The organism is Acinetobacter sp. YH12098, assembly GCF_013419235.1.
GTDB classification, from domain to species: domain Bacteria; phylum Pseudomonadota; class Gammaproteobacteria; order Pseudomonadales; family Moraxellaceae; genus Acinetobacter; species Acinetobacter amyesii.
Genome location: NZ_VPAO01000037.1, coordinates 16185 through 37264 on the forward strand (window position 1 = coordinate 16185; position 21080 = coordinate 37264).

The 21080-nt window shown below is 41.7% G+C and carries 17 protein-coding genes and 2 pseudogenes; 9 read left to right on the plus strand and 10 right to left on the minus strand.

Features of this window, described 5'->3' with window-relative positions; genetic code table 11:
• Positions 1 to 142: 142 nt before the first annotated feature.
• Entirely contained in the window at positions 143 to 1456 is a 1314-nt protein-coding gene (locus FTU38_RS12530) for an MFS transporter (RefSeq protein WP_078194265.1), read from the minus strand.
• 145 nt (positions 1457 to 1601) lie between these two features.
• Positions 1602 to 2243, minus strand: a complete 642-nt coding sequence (locus FTU38_RS12535; RefSeq protein ID WP_180009191.1) for a hemolysin III family protein — start codon at positions 2241 to 2243, stop codon at positions 1602 to 1604.
• 107 nt (positions 2244 to 2350) lie between these two features.
• Here FTU38_RS12535 and FTU38_RS12540 point away from each other — a divergent pair.
• Positions 2351 to 2665 (plus strand): annotated as a pseudogene (locus FTU38_RS12540) (methyltransferase); the annotation flags it as partial.
• A 9-nt stretch (positions 2666 to 2674) separates the two neighbouring features.
• Here FTU38_RS12540 and FTU38_RS12545 read toward each other — a convergent pair.
• Positions 2675 to 3637, minus strand: a complete 963-nt coding sequence (locus FTU38_RS12545) for an IS30 family transposase (protein WP_180111383.1) — start codon at positions 3635 to 3637, stop codon at positions 2675 to 2677.
• 102 nt (positions 3638 to 3739) lie between these two features.
• Here FTU38_RS12545 and FTU38_RS12550 point away from each other — a divergent pair.
• Together FTU38_RS12550 and FTU38_RS12555 are read left to right on the plus strand one after the other, a co-directional pair.
• Positions 3740 to 4651, plus strand: a pseudogene (locus tag FTU38_RS12550) (SAM-dependent methyltransferase); the annotation flags it as partial.
• Between the two features lie 11 nt (positions 4652 to 4662).
• Positions 4663 to 5088: a GNAT family N-acetyltransferase gene (locus FTU38_RS12555; RefSeq protein WP_257225716.1), complete on the plus strand. Its 426-nt coding sequence runs from the start codon at positions 4663 to 4665 to the stop codon at positions 5086 to 5088.
• A gap of 79 nt (positions 5089 to 5167) precedes the next feature.
• Here FTU38_RS12555 and FTU38_RS12560 read toward each other — a convergent pair whose 3' ends face one another.
• The 3 genes from FTU38_RS12560 to FTU38_RS12570 form a co-directional block, all read right to left on the minus strand.
• The gene (locus tag FTU38_RS12560) at positions 5168 to 5506 is read right to left on the minus strand and encodes a hypothetical protein (protein WP_078190097.1); all 339 of its coding nucleotides are present in this window, start codon (positions 5504 to 5506) and stop codon (positions 5168 to 5170) included.
• Between the two features lie 184 nt (positions 5507 to 5690).
• Entirely contained in the window at positions 5691 to 7823 is a 2133-nt protein-coding gene (locus FTU38_RS12565; protein ID WP_180111387.1) for a 3-hydroxyacyl-CoA dehydrogenase NAD-binding domain-containing protein, read from the minus strand.
• A 10-nt stretch (positions 7824 to 7833) separates the two neighbouring features.
• Entirely contained in the window at positions 7834 to 9039 is a 1206-nt protein-coding gene (locus FTU38_RS12570) for an acetyl-CoA C-acetyltransferase (RefSeq protein ID WP_180111389.1), read from the minus strand.
• A gap of 38 nt (positions 9040 to 9077) precedes the next feature.
• On the opposite strand from FTU38_RS12570, the gene FTU38_RS16870 reads away from it, so the two are divergent.
• Positions 9078 to 9515 (plus strand): hypothetical protein, encoded by a 438-nt coding sequence (locus tag FTU38_RS16870; protein ID WP_257225717.1) that lies wholly within the window; start codon positions 9078 to 9080, stop codon positions 9513 to 9515.
• Positions 9516 to 9565: 50 nt separating this feature from the next.
• On the opposite strand, the gene FTU38_RS12580 is transcribed toward FTU38_RS16870, so the two are convergent.
• Positions 9566 to 10576, minus strand: coding sequence for an AraC family transcriptional regulator (locus FTU38_RS12580; protein ID WP_078190094.1), 1011 nt, complete (start codon positions 10574 to 10576; stop codon positions 9566 to 9568).
• Between the two features lie 210 nt (positions 10577 to 10786).
• Here FTU38_RS12580 and FTU38_RS12585 point away from each other — a divergent pair, with 210 nt between their 5' ends.
• The 5 genes from FTU38_RS12585 to FTU38_RS12605 all read left to right on the plus strand — a co-directional run bounded on the left by FTU38_RS12585 (position 10787) and on the right by FTU38_RS12605 (position 18326).
• Positions 10787 to 11908, plus strand: coding sequence for a CaiB/BaiF CoA-transferase family protein (locus FTU38_RS12585; RefSeq protein ID WP_180111390.1), 1122 nt, complete (start codon positions 10787 to 10789; stop codon positions 11906 to 11908).
• 216 nt (positions 11909 to 12124) lie between these two features.
• Positions 12125 to 13363 carry a carbohydrate porin gene (locus FTU38_RS12590; RefSeq protein ID WP_257225718.1) on the plus strand — a complete coding sequence of 413 codons (1239 nt, stop codon included), beginning with the start codon at positions 12125 to 12127 and terminating at the stop codon, positions 13361 to 13363.
• Between the two features lie 170 nt (positions 13364 to 13533).
• A complete protein-coding gene (locus FTU38_RS12595; RefSeq protein WP_180111392.1) occupies positions 13534 to 15939 on the plus strand; it encodes a glucose/quinate/shikimate family membrane-bound PQQ-dependent dehydrogenase in 2406 nt (801 codons plus the stop codon).
• A gap of 265 nt (positions 15940 to 16204) precedes the next feature.
• A complete protein-coding gene (locus FTU38_RS12600; protein ID WP_111885012.1) occupies positions 16205 to 17848 on the plus strand; it encodes a nitrite/sulfite reductase in 1644 nt (547 codons plus the stop codon).
• Positions 17841 to 18326 carry a DUF934 domain-containing protein gene (locus FTU38_RS12605; RefSeq protein ID WP_168379542.1) on the plus strand — a complete coding sequence of 162 codons (486 nt, stop codon included), beginning with the start codon at positions 17841 to 17843 and terminating at the stop codon, positions 18324 to 18326. The genes FTU38_RS12600 and FTU38_RS12605 overlap by 8 nt, the downstream gene beginning before the upstream one ends.
• 79 nt (positions 18327 to 18405) lie before the next feature.
• Here FTU38_RS12605 and FTU38_RS12610 read toward each other — a convergent pair whose 3' ends face one another.
• From FTU38_RS12610 to FTU38_RS12620, 3 genes are all read right to left on the minus strand, one after another.
• Positions 18406 to 18843 (minus strand): VOC family protein, encoded by a 438-nt coding sequence (locus tag FTU38_RS12610; protein ID WP_180111393.1) that lies wholly within the window; start codon positions 18841 to 18843, stop codon positions 18406 to 18408.
• A gap of 199 nt (positions 18844 to 19042) precedes the next feature.
• Positions 19043 to 20218, minus strand: a complete 1176-nt coding sequence (locus tag FTU38_RS12615) for a thiolase family protein (protein WP_180111394.1) — start codon at positions 20216 to 20218, stop codon at positions 19043 to 19045.
• A gap of 113 nt (positions 20219 to 20331) precedes the next feature.
• Positions 20332 to 20853 (minus strand): GspH/FimT family pseudopilin, encoded by a 522-nt coding sequence (locus FTU38_RS12620; protein ID WP_180111395.1) that lies wholly within the window; start codon positions 20851 to 20853, stop codon positions 20332 to 20334.
• Positions 20854 to 21080 lie beyond the last annotated feature (227 nt).

Below are 21080 nucleotides of genomic sequence, written 5' to 3' on the forward strand. Positions count from 1 at the left end.
TGCTACTCAGTGGGATCTAAGCTGCATGCATGAATTTAATTATTTAAAATGCTGTCAACTATAGAGTATTCATCAGTTCATTGACTCAATTTGAGACATAAAAAAGCCAGCAATATGTGCTGGCTTTTTTATTATGTGCAGATTAAACCTGATTATTCACATCATCATTTTTAGTTTCGCGAATCATTAAGAACGCGATCAATGAAAGGATTGATGCCGCAGTTAGGTAGTAACCTACTGCATATAAACCATAGCCAGTTGCAAGTTTAGTTGCGATCAATGGCGCGAAAGATGCACCAAAAATACCAGCCATGTTAAAGGTTAAAGCTGAACCTGTGTAACGTACAGACGTTGGGAAGATTTCAGACAATACCGTACCAATTGGACCATAGGTTAAACCCATGATCGCAAGACCGATACATAGGAATAAGAACACCATCGCAGTACTGCCAGACTCAAGCATGCTTGAGAAGACTAAGCCAAACAATGCAGATACAACACATACCGCAATCGAAGTCGTTTTACGACCAAATTTTTCAGCAAATACAGCAGAAAGTGGAATGAAGGCAGCGAAACAAAGTGTGGCAACCAGTTGAAGTTTTAAAAATTCTTCACGTGTGTAACCAAGCTGGGTTGTACCCCATTGTAAAGCGAATACTGTGGTTAAGTAGAACACAACGAATGTACAAATCGCGGCAATCGTACCGAGAATTAACATCCCCCAGTGCTTAGTGATCACTTCTTTGAACGGAATATTTACTTCTTTTTGCTTATCCAAAACTTTTTGGAACGCTGGTGTTTCATGTAATTTTAAACGAATCCACAGACCGACAATAACCAATAGCGCACTTGCAATGAATGGAATACGCCAACCCCATTGCATAAACTCAGCTTCAGACATGAAGTGACCTAAGGTCAAGAATGAGCCTGTTGCAAGAATAAAGCCGATTGGCGCGCCCAATTGAGGGAACATACCATACCAAGCACGTTTGCCTTCTGGCGCATTTTCAGTTGCAAGCAGCACGGCACCTGACCATTCACCACCTAAACCAAGACCTTGACCTAAGCGACAAAGTGCAAGCATGAGCGGAGCAGCGATACCAATTTGAGCATAGGTTGGAAGCAAGCCGATACATACTGTAGAAATCCCCATGGTGAGGAGAGCGGCAACTAATGTGGCTTTACGACCGATACGGTCACCTAAATGGCCAAAGAATGTTGCACCAATCGGGCGAGCAATAAAGGCAATCGCAAACGTTGCTAAAGATTGAATTGTTGCGGTTGTTGGATCTGTACTTGCAGGGAAGAACAGATGCGGGAAGATAATTACAGCCGCAGTTGCATAGATGTAGAAATCGAAGAATTCGATTGTGGTACCTACAAGACTTGCTGTAAGTACGCGGAATTTTGAATTTGTTGGTTGCTGTTCAGTGGCAGCAGCACTTGAAGACGCCATGGTGGACCTTACACTTACTAAAAATAATTGAACTTAGTTTTAAAAGCGTAATCTTTTTAAAAAAGGCGTAATTTCTTAAAAAAATACGAAATACCAACTTACGAACTGCGGAATTAGGGTCACTAAAGAATGCAGTGTCAGTGGGTTATATCACGTAGAGATAAATCGACAGGAAATGTGATCCTGCACCTATCAATACAAAAATATGCCAGATAGCGTGTGTATATCTTACCTTTTTTAAGGCATAAAACAATGCACCGATTGTATAAGATAGCCCGCCAATGATCAGGTAGGTTAAAGCTTGATCAGATAAAAAGCGTTGCATATCATCCATTACCAGTACTGCAAGCCATCCCATCACCAAATAAGCAATCAACGAAATCTTTTGAAAACGATGAATGAAAATTAATTTGAATAGTGTTCCAATTGCAGCAATGACCCACAGTGCAATGAGTAAATAATGCGCTTTTGCGGTAGGCAATGCGATTGCCAGAAACGGGGTGTAAGTACCTGCAATTAAATAATAGATTGCGGTATGGTCGAGTTTTTTGTACCAACCACGGCGCTCAGGAGATTCTGCGAAGTGATATAGACTCGAGGCTGAAAACAATAACAGCATACTGAATGCATACACCCAAAGTGCAAGCCATTTTCCAGTTGGAAGATATGATCCTTTTAAAATCAGTAGGATACCTGCGATGGCCGACAACGCTGCACCGAAAGCATGGGTATAGAAATTCAGTCTTTCTTCAGCTTGGTCATAAGCTAAAAGATGGGGAGGATTCATAACGTATCTTTTATAATAATTTAAATATACACATGTATAGTAATTCAATTTTGCTTTTGGTGTAAGAAGATTTAAAATTGTTTTGCAAATTTATCTAGGTTTATATTATGTCATCATTGGCTTCTCCCTCTACGCAAGAGCAGCAATTTTTAGCAGCCTTTCAGCAAGCCATTGAAACACAGCGTTTTGATCGCATGATTTTGAGTCAGTATAAAGGTGAATTAGACCAATTAGAAAAAATGACCTTGCGAGTCATTTCGCTGCAAGGTGAGTCATTTCTCAGCTGTTTATATCGTTACAAAACTCAAGATATCACCAAAAATTATCCAATCGCATCTGCATATCAACAAGTCGAAAGTTTATTGAGTTGTTGTAAGCAAGCCAACCTGATGACCTTAGATGAAGAAATTCAGCTTAAGAAAAAGGCGGATTCAAGCGGCAAGTGCAACAGTATAAAAACCAGCCATAACTTCACTCGGTGTATACCAACCTAGTGTTTTTCTAGGACGATGGTTGAGTGCAAATTCTATCTGCTCTATTTGTTCGTTTGACACGCCATCAAACGATGATGATTTTGGCAGATATTGACGGATTAAACCATTCGTATTTTCATTTCTAGCTCGCTGAATAGACTTGTAAGGATCAGCAAAATACGTCTTTATGCCAGCATCAGTAATTCTTTTGTGTTCGGAAAATTCTTTGCCATTATCAAATGTCACACTATAAGCATGGCTCATTTGTAAACGATCTAATGCACAAGTAATCGTTTGAGAGGATGCTCTTGTTGGCCCTAAATGAACAATATGTACATACAGGCTCTTTCGATCAACGAGAGTCAATAAAGCACCTTTATGATGTTTACCAATCACCGTGTCACCTTCGAAATCTCCTAAACGTTGTCGTTGATCAATGACCTGGTGTCGGCAGTGAATACTTGTTTTATCAATGATTTGACCCCTACGATCCGTGTTTTTGTAACCGCGTTTTCGATATTTCTTCTGATGCCTTAAATGTAGATGAAGTTTACCGCCTTTTGATTTATCTTGATAAATGTACTGGTAAATCCACTCATGTGAAGGTACATCCAGCCAACCGCGTTGTGTTAAAGCACCTGAAATTTGTTCGGGTGACCAGTCCAAACCAATCAAATAATCAATATAAGCGAAGGCAAATGCTGTCATTGATGATGAAGGACGGTACCGTCTTTGACTTGCAAATTTAGCTGCCTGTTGAGCTCTATATCCACGTTGCCCAGTATTTCTTTTTAATTCACGGTAGATGGTTGATCGTGAACGTCCTAATTCCCGAGCAAGGGTAGCGATTGAACTTTTACTTTTCAAAGTAGCATAAATTTCGTATCTTTCATCTTGAGAAAGTTGGGTGTATTTCTTCATTGTGTGCTTTCCAATTGCGAGTTGAAAAAGTCTAATGATTCTATGAATACACCTAACTTTTTCAACTAACTACAAATGTGTTGCACTTGGGATTTGAATCTGCGAAATAAAAAGAAAGCCATGCTAAGCATTAGCAAAAAGCAGCCTGCTTTAGGGAAAAATCCTACGGAGCAGCAAGGGCATGATCGAGCAAAACATCGCTATGTCGATCAAGACAGTTTCTTTCTACAGCCATTGGGCATTACGGATGCCAAAGCACAAATTATTCCGAGCATGGCGCGTAAATGGAAACAAATTAATAAATTTGTAGAAATTTTTTCAGGTGCTTTAAGTCAGATCAAAGAGACCGATCAATCTCTACATGTCGTGGATTTTGGTTCAGGTAAAGGCTATCTGACTTTTGCACTATATGATTATTTAGCAAAACACCAGCAAGTGCCTAAAGTGACAGGGGTTGAGCTGAATCCGAAAATGGTGGAATTTTGCCAAAGCGTTGCGCAGCAGTCGAATTTTAGCAAACTCGATTTTTTCCAAGGCGATGTGCGTACATATGCGCCTGAGCGCTTAGATGTCATGATTGCGCTGCACGCCTGTGATGTGGCAACGGACTTTGCGATTCATACCGGTATTCGATTAAATGCGCAAATGATCATGTGTGCGCCGTGTTGTCATAAAGAACTGCGTCCGCAATTGAAAGCGCCGCAAGTACTTGCACCGATGTTGCAATTTGGTATTCATGCAGGCCAGCAAGCAGAGATGCTTACTGACACGATTCGTGCACTTTTATTAAAAGCATATGGTTATGAAACCAAAGTCTTTGAATTTGTGGCACTTGAACATACCAGTAAAAATAAAATGATCTTGGCAACCAAACGTGCAGACTATGTCGAACCTGATCAAGCGGTATTGGCACAGATTCAAGCTTTAAAAGACATGTATGGCATTCAAAAGCATTCGTTAGAATTATTGTTGAATGATCAATGGGACCAGCAAGATATTGGCTGTAAATGCTAAAGGATGAAGGGATGCAGCAGTTAAATATTCAATTCGGACCGTGGGAGCAACTGGCATCTGCAGCTCGACCGATACGTGAACAGGTCTTTATTTTAGAACAGCAGATATCGCCCGCGGATGAGTGGGATGCAGAAGATGCGATTTCACTGCATTTTATTGTTCATGATGGGATGAAAGCTGTTGCAACTGCTCGTTTGTTGAAAAATAACAGTATCGGCCGTGTTGCTGTTTTAAAGGCTCATCGCGGTCAGGGGATTGGTAAAATCTTGATGCAAGCCATCATTCAACAAGCGACATTAGAGCAACGTGAATATTTAAAACTATCTTCACAAGTGCATGCTATCCCTTTTTATGCAGCGTTGGGTTTTGTTGTTGAAGGTGATGAATATTTAGATTGTGGTATTCCGCATCAAGATATGTATATGGCTTTGGCTTAAATACTTAAAATTGGACAGCTATAAATAAAAAACGCTTAATATTTTAAGCGTTTTTTATTTGCATAGATTGGGTCAAAGCTTAGTGACCATGATCATTCGATGCAGTAGGTTCAGGGCTCATGTCATCCATATGTGCATGTTGTTCTTCGGTCATATGCATGTCTGCTGCAGTCGGTGCAGATGCTTCACGAGCTGCTTGATCAGCTTGCGCCTTTTTCAACGCTTCTTCTGACATCACAGGGGCATTTTTAAATGCATGCTGTTGAGTATTGTCTTTTTTCTGTTGGCTCGGCATATAGTCTGGTTCATTGGTCACAGCAAGCCAGAAAATACCCATGAATAGCGCACCTAAAATACAGAAGATAATCAGTGCTTTCCAGCCCCATGGTGATTTTTCAGGAGAAGTATGATCTGTCATAACAAGCTACTCAATCGGATAAAAAGAAATCAAAAAACTTGTTACTTTATAACATAAAACTGATGAGAGTTCGCGTAAATTCTAGGCTTGTTTGCAAACACGCGACTGAGAAGGAAAATAAAAAGGAGCCGAAGCTCCTTTTGATGTGATTGAACAGCAAAATTTGCATGCTCAAAATGAATAATTAAATCTGCTCAGCTTTCGCCACTTTGTCTTTCAGCAATTGCGGTGCTTTGAAGCGTTCGCCATATTTTGCTTCTAGTGTATTGGCACGTAATAGCGCTTTTTCCAAACCATATTGGTTTAAAAATTGAAGTGCACCACCTGTCCAAGGGGCAAAACCAATCCCGAAGATTGATCCGACATTGCCATCAACAGTCGATTCTAAAACACCTTCTTCTAGGCAGCGTAAGGTATCGAGTGACTGTACAAATAGGAAGCGGTCAATCATTTCCTGTTCAGAAATAGCATTATCTTTCTGCCATTTGCTCAAGCCATCCCAAAGGTGCTTTTTACCGCCTTCAGGATATTCATAAAAACCTGCACCAGCTACTTTACCTTTACGTCCGAACTCATGAATCATCGTTTGAATAACGTCATCCGCACCTGAACGTGGTAGGTCTTTGCCTTCGGCTTGCAAGGCTTTACGTGTCTCGGCCGCAACATGCTCAGACAGCGTTAAAGACACTTCATCTTGAATCGCCAATGGGCCTACAGGCATGCCGGCTTTTAGTGCAGCCATTTCAATGCGGGCAGGGTGTACGCCTTCAGACAGCAGACGTAAACCTTCTTGCACAAAGGTGCCAAAGACACGGCTGGTAAAGAAGCCACGGTTGTCATTCACTACAATTGGCGTTTTGCCAATTTGCTGCACAAAGTCAAAGGCTTTAGCCAAAGTTTCAGCCGAAGTGTTTTTACCTTTAATAATTTCCACTAATTGCATTTTGTCGACAGGACTAAAGAAATGTAGACCGATAAATTTAGCTTGATCTTGAGATGCATTGGCCAAGCCTGAAATCGGCAAGGTTGAGGTGTTGGATGCAAAAATACCGCCATCTGCCAAATAGGCTTCTGCTTCTTGTGTCACTTTGGCTTTGAGTTCGACATTTTCAAATACCGCTTCAATGATCAAGTCGCAGCCTTGTAAGTCGGCAGCATCTGCAGTGGCATGAATCAGTCCTAAAACTTGATCACGTTTTTCTGCACTTAAACGGCCTTGAGATACTTTTTTATCTAGCAGTTTTTGGCTATAGGCTTTGCCTTTTTCAGCAGCCTCAAGAGAAACATCTTTGAGCACAACTGCAATGCCTTTTGATGCTGTGGCATAAGCAATGCCTGCACCCATCATGCCTGCACCCAAAATGCCGACTTTAGTGGCTTGCCATTTCGCGACGTCTTTTGGACGGCTTGCACCTGACTTAATGGCGTTAAGACCATGCCAAAAGGTGCCGATCATGTTTTTAGAAATTTGACCAGTTGCAAGGTAAGTAAAATAACGTGATTCAATCGTGAGCGCCGTATCGACATCGACTTGAGCGCCTTCAACCGCAGCCGACATAATGGCTTCGGGTGCAGGGTAACAGCCCTTGGTTTTGTCACGCAGCATAGCAGGGGCAATGGCGAGCATTTGCGCCACTGCAGGTGAAGATGGCGTACCGCCCGGAATTTTATAGCCTTTTACATCAAAGGGCTGCTGTGATTTTGGATTAGCTTTGACCCAAGAGATGGCTTTATCCATCAATTCTTCAAGGCTATCTGCCGTGTCTTGAATCAGTCCCAGTGATTTAGCTTTATCGACACCAATTTGTTTGCCTTCCATCAGGAGCGGAAATGCATTCTGCAGACCTAATAAACGTACCATACGTACAATACCGCCACCGCCCGGCAGTAAGCCTAAGGTCACTTCTGGTAAGCCAAATTTCGCCTTAGCATCATTCAGCGCAATACGATAATGACAGCCAAGAGCTAACTCCCAGCCACCGCCAAGCGCTGTGCCATTTAAGGCTGCGACAACTGGAATGCCACGGGTTTCGATATAACGAAGTTTGGCTTTCATCTCTTCAATCATATTGAAGAATTCAGTTGCATGCTCAGGTGTAGCTTGAATCAGCTCGTCTAAATCACCGCCTGCAAAGAAGGTTTTTTTGTTCGAGCGGAAAATGATCCCTGCGATGTTTTCGTCAGCTTGCAGTTTGTCTAGTGTTTCAGCCAGTGCCGTACGGAAGTCTGCATTCATGGTGTTGGCAGATTGGTTTGGAGAATCTAAAGTTAAAATGACGATATTGTCGGCATTTTTTTCAAATTGAATTGCGCTCATTTTAGTCTCCTTATACCAACTCAATAATCGTTGCGATGCCCATACCGCCACCGACACACAAGGTCGCTAAACCGCGCTTTTTACCTTGGCGTTCTAGTTCATCCATCAGGGTGCCTAAAATCATGGCACCTGTTGCACCTAGCGGATGTCCTAATGCAATCGCACCGCCATTCACATTGACTTTGGCAGGGTCAACTTTGAGTTCGGTCATAAAACGCATCACGACTGCTGCAAAGGCTTCGTTCACTTCAAACAGATCAATTTCATCAATTGTTAGGCCAGCTTTGGCTAAGGCTTTACGTGCAGCAGGTGCAGGACCTGTCAGCATAATGGTCGGGTCTGCGCCTACCAATGCAGTTGCGAGCACTTTGGCACGCGGTTTCAGGCCTTGTTCTTTGATCGCTTTTTCCGAGGCAAGCAATACTACGGCAGCACCATCGACGATGCCCGATGAGTTACCTGCATGGTGTACATGGTTGACCGCACCCACTTCAGGATATTTTTGCAATGCGATGGCATCAAAGCCCATTTGCCCCATCATGGCAAAACTAGGGTTGAGTTTGCCTAAGCCTTCAGCTGTGGTCGTTGGTTTAATAAATTCATCTTTGGCTAAAACAGTGACGCCTGCTTTGTCTTTGACAGGAACGACAGACTTATCAAAATAACCCTTGGCTTGGGCTGCTGCGGCTTTTTGCTGAGAGTTTGCTGCAAAGGCATCCACATCTGCTCGGCTGTAGCCGTCAATGGTGGCAATTAAATCGGCCCCAATGCCTTGCGGAATAAAATCACAGGCCATGTTGGTTTCAGGGTCGAGCGCCCAAGGGCCGCCGTCACTGCCCATCGGCACACGTGACATCGACTCTACACCGCCAGCCACCACAAGGTCTTCCCAGCCAGAACGCACCTTTTGCGCAGCCATATTCACCGCTTCTAAACCTGATGCACAAAAACGGTTGATTTGAACGCCTGCTACATCATTGTCCCAACCTGCTGCAATGGCTGCGGTTTTGGCAATGTCTGCGCCTTGGTCACCAATTGGAGTTACACAGCCCAGTACAATGTCGTCTACTGCAGCTGTGTTAAATTGATGGCGGTTTTGTAATTCGTTCAATAAACCGGTCAGTAGGCTAATCGGTTTAACGGCATGTAGTGAACCGTCTTTTTTTCCTTTGCCGCGCGGTGTGCGAATGGCATCAATGATGTAAGCCTCGCTCATAATCCTGTCCCTATGATCTATAAATTTTTATTGGTTTTTTGAGTGTACGGATTAATCAACCTAGTGCAATGATGAGAACGGGCGAGTCGTTTGATATTTTTGGTCAACGCTTGCTGCTGAATAAGATAAAAATCAACCTGCATATTGAAAGCGAGGATCGGTTAAGATCAGTTGCTATCGATTCAGTACATATTGAAGATCTGCTTATGCATAAAAATGTGAAGCGAGTGTTGAAAGGTCTGGCTTGGCTTGTTTTTGCAGGCTGCTTAGGTTTTGTATGCTTGATCGGTTTTTATATTTATATGATCTATGGCATTCATCCCTCAGATGAGGGGACGGGCGGTTTAGCCTGTGAGTATGATCGCAATGATCATGTGACCAAGGCAGAAATGTATCGGATACAGGATGGTAAACGCGTGATCACGCCCGTCGATCCATTGCTTTGTCAAAAACAACGTGCAGATTTTCCGAAATAAAAAAACCTGATCGAGATCAGGTTTTAGAGAATGCTATTTTTGAATATTGCTTAGTGATAACCATGTAATTGGCGATATAGGCCTGGTGTTACACCGGTCCACTTTTTAAATGCACGGTGGAAAGTACTGGTTTCACTAAAACCGACTTGCTGTGCAACATCTTCAAGCGTTAAGTCTGGATTAAGCAATAAGTGAATTGCAGCATCACGACGTAAGGCATCTTTCACACCTTGGTAGCTCTTACCTTCAGCGGCTAAACGACGACGTAGTGTTTGCGGCGATAGATACAGCATTGAAGCAACATCGTTCAAGGTTGGCATTTCTTCGCCAATTTGACTCTTCAGCACATCACGGATACGAGATGTTAATGAATTGGTATTTTTAAATTTAACCAACAATTGTGCAGGAGCCGCTTTTAAGAATTCTTCAAGCGTTTCTTCGTTTTGACGAATGGGTAAATCTAAATAATCCGCTGCAAATGTAATTTCAGTTCGTGGTGTATCAAACTGCATGACAGGTGCAAAAAACAAGGCATCATATTCGTCAGCATGTTCAGGACGTTCATAACCGAAGTGAACACGCTCTAAAGGCAGACGACGTTCAATCAACCAAGAAGCGAGACCATGCCAAATCATCAGCATACTTTCTGTAATGAAATGGTCTGGGTCCATAGATTTTGGAATTTGAGGAACTAAACGTGCTTCGTGCTTATCACGTTCTAGTGTCACCGACCATTCATCACCAAACAGTTTGTAGAACTGCGAAGACAATTCGAGTGCATCACCGAGGGTTTTTGCATGAATAATCAATTGGCACATAATGGCAAAAGTACCCAAGCGGCGCGGTTGAATATCAAAACCGACATGTTCGTCTTGAGTCACCATCCACAACATTTTAATAAAACGTGTGTATTGTTCAGGTGAAATACGCGCTTTGGGTTGGCGTAGAAGTTCAGCCTCAATGCCAACATGAGACAATAAAGTTTCGACATCCATGCCGAGACGTTTCACACCAGTTAAGGCTGCGTTGACGAAATGGATACTGATCGTATCACGACTCATGTTTAATCCTTCAGTCTCTTTAATGTTCACAAATGTTTGACCTAAATGACGCTAAAAAAAGAAATCATGGCAATTTACAACAGCGGTTTTGCCATTTTTACATGGTAAATTGCCGAAACTATCAAGGTAAATGGCTGAACATGACATTGTTTTAATCATTTTATATTTCTACCATGGATAAAAAATCTACACAATTAGAGAAAAATATCCATGGAAGCTGCTTTAAAAGGATTGAAAATACTCGACTTTTCGACATTACTCCCAGGGCCATTTGCGACCTTGTATTTGGCTGACATGGGTGCGGAAGTTGTGCATATTGAGTCACCGACGCGTCCCGATCTAGTTCGTTTGATGCCACCTTATGCCAATGGGCAAGCCACAGCGCATAGTTATTTAAATCGCAATAAACAATCCATCGCATTAGATTTAAAAGATCCGAAAAGTATTGAATTGATCAAAGCCAAAATTTCAGATTTTGATATTGTGGTAGAACAATTTCGTCCAGGTGTCATGCAACGCTTGGGTTTGGATTATGTAGTTTTGGCCGAAATTAATCCGCGACTTATTTATTGCTCGATTACGGGTTATGGTCAAACCGGACATTACAAAGACCGTGCAGGGCATGACATCAATTACTTGGCTTTATCGGGCATTTCAAGTCATAGCGGACGCCAAGACAGTGGCCCGCCACCGATGGGGATTCAAATCGCCGATGTAGCAGGTGGATCAATGCATGCAATTACTGGCATCTTAGCTGCGGTGATTGAGCGTTACCGTAGCGGTTTAGGACAATATATTGATATTTCCATGACCGATTGTGCCGTCGCATTGAACAATATGGCTGCAGCTGGCGTATTGGCTGCCAATGCTGTAACAGCCGCAGAAACTGCACATCTGAATGGCGGAAGTTTCTATGACTATTATCGAACCCAAGATGGTCGCTATCTGTCTATAGGTGGTTTGGAGCCACAGTTTTTACATGGATTGGCGCAAATTCTAGATTTACCCGCTTTAGCAACGCAAGGCATGTCATTTGATCCGCAAGACCAAACTGAAATTAAGCATGCAATTGCCCGAAAAATACTAACCAAAACATGGGCTGAGTGGAAAAAGATTTTTGCCTCTCAAGATGTCTGTGTGGAACCAGTTTTAAGTTTGGACGAAGCTCTAAATTCACAATTGGCCCAAGAGCGGCATTGGTGTGTTGAAGTTCCGCTACAAGAAGGCGACACAATGACACAAACTCAACTGGCATGTCCGATTAAATTTTCTAGATCAGCATTGATTTATACCCATGTGGGTAAAACTTTAGGTGCGGATAATTGGTTATGAATGGTATAAAAAAAGGTGATAAGTTAAACAATAAAACCTTTAAAATCTCTTAATTAGATAAACATCTATGTAAATATTGAGAGTTGTTAACAAAAAAATAAATAAATTATACAAATGTGAGAGTATTATATGAACTATTAACACAATTGGTATATAGGTCTCCAAATGAAAATAGCTGTGAGTAAACTTGGATCTTTATATCTTAGCCTCGGAATAATGTTTGCGGGTTCAGCAACCCAAGCGGCAACTACTGCAGATGCTTTCAGTTCTGAAAGCCCATGGATGTTCGGTGATTGGAACGGTCAACGAACAGCGCTTCAACAGAAAGGTTACGATTTTAGTTTTAGTTATGGTGGCGAATTAGCCACTTTGTTAGATGCAAAGCATGCTTCAAGTCATGGCACTGAATATGCGGACCAATTCGCGATCGGGGCACATCTCGATTTAGAAAAAATTGCAGGTTGGAAAGATACCGAAGCGCAAATCAATATCACTGAACGTAATGGTCGTTCATTGTCTCAAACTTCAGATGCATTAAATGGTCATTTAAGTGCAACACAAGAAGTGTGGGGTCGTGGTCAAACTTGGCGTTTGACTGATTTTTGGATCAAGAAAAAATTCTTAGACCAAAAATTAGATATTAAAGTCGGTCGTTTTGGTGAAGGTGAAGATTTCAACAGCTTTGACTGTGACTTTCAAAACTTAGCACTTTGTGGTTCACAAGTGGGTAACTGGGTCGGTGACCAATGGTACAACTGGCCAGTCAGCCAATGGGCTGCTCGCGTGAAATATAACATTCAGCCTGAACTCTATGCACAAGTCGGGGTTTATGAATACAACCCTGAAAATCTAAAACGTGGTAAAGGTTGGAACTTGAGTACCGATGGTTCTAAAGGTGCGATTATTCCTGCTGAAGTGGTGTGGACTCCAAAAGTGGGGACACAAAAGCTTCCGGGTGAATACCGTGCAGGTTACTACTACAGTACCGCTGATGCCGATGTCATTGATAGCCCAATAAATGAAAAAGATCACCATCAAGGTGGTTGGATTGTGGCTAAACAACAACTGACAGCACACAAAGACGATGCCTCACGTGGTTTGAGTGGTTTTGTAAATGTCACAGTGCATGACTCAGACACCAACAATGTGAGTGATATGCAAAACATTGGCTTGGTATACAAAGGCGCATTCGATGCACGTCCTCAGGATGAAATCGCGATTGGCTTGGGTCGTATCAGTATCAATGATGATGTGAATGATGCCAATATTGCCAATAACAGCGTTGATGCACGCGGTCTACAAAGTGAAGAGTATGACGCAGAAATTTACTACGGTATTCATGCAGCAAACTGGCTGACTATTCGTCCTAATATTCAATATATCCGTCACGTCGGTGCTTACAAAAATGGTGAGAATGCGTGGGTCGGCGGTATCAAATTTCAAACAGCATTTTAATTGATGTCAAATTAGAGTTCTTATAAAAGCAATTCGGTAATTCTGAGAAAAATTACGATATTTCCCCTTGAATTGTTTTTGTAACAACTTCTCTTTGCGACATAAAAACGGTGGTGTGTTGAATGTGTTTCACGCACCAAATACAACATTCGACAATAGAGGTGGTCAACATGAGCAACCCATCTACCGGAACTGGGATGCGAACATTTACCGTCGTTGTGATGGCAATTTTCGCCTTGGTTCTATTGATTGGTGGTATCTGGCTGGCAGTCCTTGGCGGTTCTTGGTACTACATTATCGCCGGCCTGTTAATGCTGGCTTCAGCAATATACTTAAGAAAAATTCAAAACAGTTCTTTATACATTTATGCAGCGTTGATGCTGGGTACAGTGATTTGGGGACTTTGGGAGGCAGGTTCTGACTTTTGGGCACTTGCACCGCGTTTTGATATTTTAGGCTTATTGGGCCTTTGGTTACTGATTCCTGCCGTGACACGCGGTATGGAAAATGGCAAAACTGCGAAAATTACATTATCAGGCACACTGGTGATTGCGATTATCGTGATGATCTATTCAATTTTTAATGATCCGCAAGAAATTCACGGTGAAATTAAAAATGCACAACCTCAAACAGCCAAAGCGATTGAGGGTATTGCTCCTGAAGATTGGCCTGCCTATGGTCGTACACAAGGTGGTGTACGTTATTCTCCACTCACCCAAATCAATAGCGACAACGTTAAAGATTTAGAAGTAGCATGGACTTTCCGTACAGGTGAGTTACCAACAGAAAACGACTCAGGTGAAACCACAAACCAAGTCACTCCGATTAAAGTCGGCAATGACATGTTTATGTGTACAACTCACCAACGTTTAATTGCACTTGATCCTGCGACAGGTAAACAAAAATGGGCATTCGATCCTAAACTTAAAGCGGACAATACCTATCAACATTTAACATGTCGTGGTGTGTCTTATTTTGACGCAGCAAATACCACTCAGTTTGCAAAAAGCTTAGAGAACAAACGCTCGACTTCTACTGAATGTCCGCGCAAAGTGATCTTGCCTGTAAATGATGGTCGTTTGGTTGCAGTCAATGCTGACACAGGTAAAGCATGTAGTGATTTTGGTCATAACGGCGAAGTCGATCTACAAAAAGATATGCCTTATCCGTATCCGGGCGGTTATATCCCAACTTCACCTCCAGTGGTTACTGGCACAACCATTGTGATTGGCGGTTCAACAACTGATAACTTCTCGACTAAAGAGCCATCTGGTGTCATCCGTGGTTATGATGTTAATACTGGTGAATTATTGTGGATCTTTGATACAGGGGCGCAAGATCCAAATGCCATGCCAGGTGAAGGTCAAAAATACTCTGTAGCCTCACCGAATGCATGGGCACCTTTAGCATATGACGAAAAACTTGACATCGTTTATGTGCCAACAGGTGTAGGCACACCAGACATTTTTGGTGGTCACCGTACGCCATTAGATGAACGCTATGCAAACTCAATGTTGGCATTAAATGCATCAACAGGTAAATTAATTTGGAATTTCCAAACCACACATCATGATTTGTGGGATATGGATGTACCATCACAACCTTCATTGGCAGATATCAAAGATAAATCAGGTAATATTGTTCCAGCGATCTATGTCTTAACCAAAACAGGTAATGCATTCGTCCTTGACCGTCGTACCGGTAAAGCGATTGTGCCAATCACCGAAAAAGCAGTTCCACAAACTGTAAAACGTGGTCCACAAACTAAAGGTGAGCATTATTCTGCAACTCAACCGTTCTCTGATTTTGATTTAGCACCAAAAGATAAATTAACTGATAAACAAATGTGGGGTGCCACTATGTTTGACCAGTTGATGTGTCGTGTGTATTTCAAATCATTAAACTACGACGGTATTTATACACCACCTTCTGAAAATGGCACATTGGTATTCCCAGGTAACCTTGGGGTATTTGAATGGGGTGGTATGTCGGTGAACCAAGACCGTCAAGTTGCTGTGATGAACCCAATTGGCTTGCCATTTGTGACTAAGTTGATTCCTACAGATCCAAACCGTGAGCAAACTGCGAAAGGTGCGGGTACTGAACAAGGCGTGCAACCGATGTATGGCGTACCTTATGGTGTGGAAATCAAAGCCTTCTTGTCACCACTTGGCTTACCTTGTAAACAACCTTCATGGGGCTTTACTGCAGGTGTAGATTTAAATACACATGAAGTGGTCTGGAAAAAACGTATTGGTACAATTCGTGATAGTTTACCGAAATTGTTCCAATTACCTGCTGTGAAAATTGGTGTACCGGGTCTTGGTGGATCAATCTCGACTGCTGGTAATGTCATGTTTGTAGGCGCAACACAAGATAACTATATCCGTGCAATCAATGTAACGAATGGTGATACTTTGTGGGAAGGTCGTCTACCAGCAGGTGGTCAAGCGACTCCAATGACTTATGAAGCAAATGGTAAACAATATGTTGTGATCATGGCTGGTGGTCATGGTTCATTTGGTACAAAACTTGGTGATTACCTTGTTGCGTATGCTTTACCAGATAAAAAATAAGTGATTTTACATCGCTAAATAAAAAGCCCGATTTATCGGGCTTTTTATTAGCTGAAATTCTTTATGTAAATTTATGCTAAGTAATAGAAAAATAATTCAATATATTAATAAATAAAAAGTAAAGGACCGAAATCCGCTATATCAGTGAAATTGCGACAGTCTTATCAATAAAATCGCTATTAAATATGTAAAAAACGCATTTTCTTGATAGATAAAATCTCGTTATGCTGTGCATTGTTATAATAGAAATTACTAGCTGTACGCCATGTATTTATATACTGATTTTGACCAGCAACTGGTTAATGAACGTGTTGCACAGTTCCGTGATCAAACGGAACGTTATTTAGCAGGTAAATTGACGGAAGATGAATACCGTCCACTGCGTCTTCAAAACGGCCTTTATGTACAACGTTATGCACCGATGCTACGTATTGCAGTACCTTATGGCCTGATGAATTCTAAACAATTACGTAAAATTGCGTCATTGGCTCAGGACTATGACCGTGGTTATGCGCACGTATCTACTCGTCAAAACATTCAGTTTAACTGGCCTGCACTAGAAAATGTGCCTGATATGTTACAAGAGCTCGCATCTGTTCAAATGCATGCGATTCAAACTTCGGGTAACTGTATTCGTAACACAACCACTGACCAATATGCAGGTGTGGTTGCGGGTGAAATTGCTGACCCACGCCCAACGTGTGAATTGATTCGTCAATGGTCAACTTTCCACCCAGAATTCGCTTTCTTGCCACGTAAGTTCAAGATTGCAGTTTCAGCACTGGAAGAAACTGATCGTGCGGCAACGTCTTTCCATGATATCGGTGTGTATATCGTGAAAAATGAAGCAGGCGAGATTGGCTATAAAATCAAAGTTGGTGGTGGTTTAGGCCGTACCCCAGTGATTGGTAGCTTTATTCGTGACTTCTTGCCACGTGAAGATTTGATTGCTTATTTAGAAGCGGTACTTCGTGTATACAACTTACACGGTCGTCGTGATAACAAATATAAAGCGCGTATCAAAATTTTGGTGAAAGCATTAACACCAGAAGTATTTGCAGAGAAAGTGGAAGCTGAATTTGCACATACCATCAAAACGTTAAAAATTGATGCTGATACCTTGGCGAAAATGGATGAGAACTTCACACCATTTGATTACCAAGATTATGCAGATGAAGATTTCACAGAGCAATTTGCCGCAGAGCCGAAATTTAAACAATGGTTCAACATCAACACCAATGCACATAAAGTCAAAGGTTACCGCATCGTTACGATTTCTTTGAAACGTGCGGGTATTGCACCGGGCGATATGACTGTTGAAGAAATGAACCTGATTGCTGACTTGGCTGACAAATATACCTTTGGTGAGTTCCGTACCACACATGAGCAAAACATTGCGCTTGTTGATGTACCGCAAAAAGATTTGTTTGATCTATGGAAAATCCTTGATCAACATAATCTTGCACGTGCGCATATTGGGTTCTTAACCGACATCATTTGCTGCCCAGGTGGTGATTTCTGTTCATTGGCAAATGCGAAATCGATTCCAATTTCTGAAGCCATTACACGTCGTTTTGATGACTTAGATACCATTTACAATTTAGGTAAATTGGATCTGAACATCTCTGGTTGTATGAATGCGTGTGGTCACCACCATGTCGGTAATATCGGTATTTTAGGTGTAGATAAAAAGGGTGCTGAGTTTTATCAAATCACTTTGGGTGGTAATGCCGACCATGATGCATCAATTGGTGACATCTTAGGCCCATCATTTGCAGCCGAAGTTGTACCAGACATCATTGAAGAAATCTTAAATACTTATCTAGACCTTCGTGCTGAAGGCGAAGAGTTTATTGATACTTACCGCCGTGTTGGCATCCAACCATTTAAGGAGCGTGCATATGCTTAATACAGCACTACAAGTCCTCTCTAAAGATGGCTCGATTGCAGACAATACTTACCAAGTCATTGGTGAAGATGGTGTGTTGCCACAAGGCGACGTGGTTTTAACAGTTGAGCAGTTAGATCAACTTGCGAATGTGTCTGGTAAAAAAGCACTTTTCGTAACGGTTGATGCTTCACCTGAAACCAATGAATTCCCGCTTGATCAGTTAGATGCAATCTTTATCGAGTTTGCTGGTTTTAACGATGGTCGTGGCTATTCATTTGCTGCGTTGTTACGTCGCCAAGGTTTTCAAGGCGAGCTACGTGCAACAGGTGATGTATTCAAAGATGTGTTGAACTACATGAAGCGTTCAGGTTTCGATACTTTTGTAGTGAAAGAAGGTAAAGATATTGCTGAAGCTGCTGCTGGCTTAGGTGATTTTACCAATCCATATCAAGCTTCAACTGCAGTGCCGCAAGCGCATTATCAAACTGGTGCTTAAGTGCCTTGATCAATAAAAAAGCCTCCATTCGGAGGCTTTTTTATTGATCAAAATACTTTTAATGAGTGATTATTCATTTTTAAGCTGGCAAGACCATCCATTTAATAACGAACTGATCGGTAAATGCGCCATACAGCGCACCCCAAAAGGTCTTTTCGAGAGGCATTTCTATAGAGCCGCCTTTGGATAAGCCATCAAACAGTCGTTTAGCTTCAGCTTGTTCACTACTGTCTAAATTAATCGAAATATAGTGATTGCTGCCTAAGGTAAAGGATTGATTGGATTGCGCACAAAATTGTTCGTTGACATCTGAGGCCATCAGCACGGTAAACTTATTGATAGGCAAGGAAATATGCATAATCTTTTGCAGTTCTGCATCGGATAGTGAAATGCCATCCTCAGTAGGCATATCACCATAACGCATCACATTGAGGAATTCTCCACCAAGTACAGAGCGATAAAAATTAAAGGCTGCTTCGGTATTGCCTTGAAAATTCAAGTAGTGATTGAGCTGCATAATGGTCATCCATTTTTTATTATGTCGACATTTATTTTAAGAGCCTTTGCTGAGCTGTATGTGAACAATTTATGTCTAAAATGTAAGCATAAAAAAATCCTCAGCTAAGGGAGGATTTTAGTACGCAATTTTTTGAAGAGTAGGAGGGATTGACGTTAATCCCTCTAAATTAGCCTGTGCGAAAGAAGTCTACAGAGCATTAAAGCAATTCAATCGCCACAGCAGTCGCTTCACCGCCACCAATACACAGTGCTGCAATACCGCGTTTACCACCTGTCCGTTTTAATGCATGGATCAGCGTTAATATAATGCGTGAACCTGTAGAACCAACTGGATGTCCAAGCGCACAAGCACCACCATTGATATTTACTTTTTCAGCATCTAATTTAAATTCATCAATAGGGCACATCGTGACCATAGCAAAGGCTTCATTGATTTCCCATAAATCGACATCAGCAACATTCCAACCCGATTTATCTAGAACTTTTTGAATTGCGCCCACAGGTGCAATGGTAAACTCGGATGGATGCTGAGAATTTGATGCATAAGCCACAATTTTTGCGAGCGGATTTAAACCTTTTGCTGAAGCTTGATCTGCTGATGTTAAAACTAAAGCAGACGCACCATCAGAAATAGAACTTGCATTGGCAGCGGTAATCGTTCCATCTTTAGCAAAAGCAGGGCGCAGCGTTGGAATTTTTTCGATATTGGCGTTAAAAGGCTGTTCGTCTTTATCGACAATCACATCGCCTTTACGACTCGAAACAGTGACAGGCACGATTTCGTCAGCAAAATAACCCTCAGTAATTGCAGTTTGAGCACGTTTAAGCGAGCGAATGGCGAAGTCATCCATTTGTTCGCGTGTATAGCCTTTGGTATTTGCCATATCTTGCGCAAAAGAACCCATGAGTCGGCCCGTTTCTGCATCTTCTAGGCCATCTAAGAACATATGATCTTTAACGTCACCGTGGCCCATACGGTAGCCAGCTCGTGCTTTGGTCAATACATAAGGGGCATTGGTCATTGACTCCATACCACCTGCAACTACGACTTGAGCTGATCCTGCCTTGATCATATCCGCCGCTTGCATCACGGCCTTCATACCTGAACCACACAGCTTATTGATGGTTACGGCACCAGCTGAATCTGGAAGACCGGCTTTACGCATCGCTTGACGGGCAGGACCTTGTTTCAGGCCAGCCGGAAGCACACAACCCATAATGACTTCTTCAACATCTGTCGGTTGTAAACCCGCGCGTTCGATGGCTGCTTTAATCGTAACTGCGCCTAATTCTGGTGCAGTGACAGCGGCTAAACTCCCTTGAAAACCACCCATTGCTGTACGGGCACCATTCACGATGACGATATCAGTCATTACATATCTCCATTTTCTTATACATTAATTTTTGAATACGTCAGCAGTATAAGTAAAATTGAACAGGAATAAAGCAAATTTAAAAGGCTGCTTTGGACTCACCGGTTCTCAAATTAGCAACTGATTGGGTTTTCAAATCGTAAATGTCCCATTCGACTTAAGACTGCTCGGATCGGTTGAAGCGTTGATTTCGAACAGTAGTAGAAACTACCATTTGAACCATTGGGTAAACCGGAGCTAGCCTGAAAGGTTAGGCTCGGAATGTGTAAAGTCCCACGCCAAGACAGATCGCCATATTTTAAATTGAGTTTATCTTGCAGCAATATTTTTTCATTTGCGTCGACTTGGCGGTTTTTATTACTGTCAATAAATATGATCAGTCCATTGTTCCAGTTGTTAGGTTGGCAAAGTTTAAAGTTAAGACTAGGACAAATCACAATATTGGAATGATAAATAGTGGCCTGAGCCCGTGCGAATGCATTGTGATTCTGAATAGTCAATTTGATGTTATTCGCTTCGCGCTGCGCCATTAAATTGTTGAAATGTGGTAAAGCTATCGTCACGATAATGACCATAATCGCGATTGAGACTAAAAGTTCAAATAAAGTAAAGCCGGTTTCTTTGTTGTAAAGCATTGATTTAATCCAAAATTTAATATTATTTTTATATGTCTAATGTTATATGTGTTTTTAATGGCGATATTAATTTTGAGTATAGAATTTTATTACTCAATTTTAGATAAAGCTGTTAAAATGAAAATAGCAAGTGACAATAGGCGATTCACTGCTCAAAATTGAGTAAAAATTTACCGAATTACAACGGAAATTGTAAGTAATTTTGTCAATAATTTACTTGATTAGAT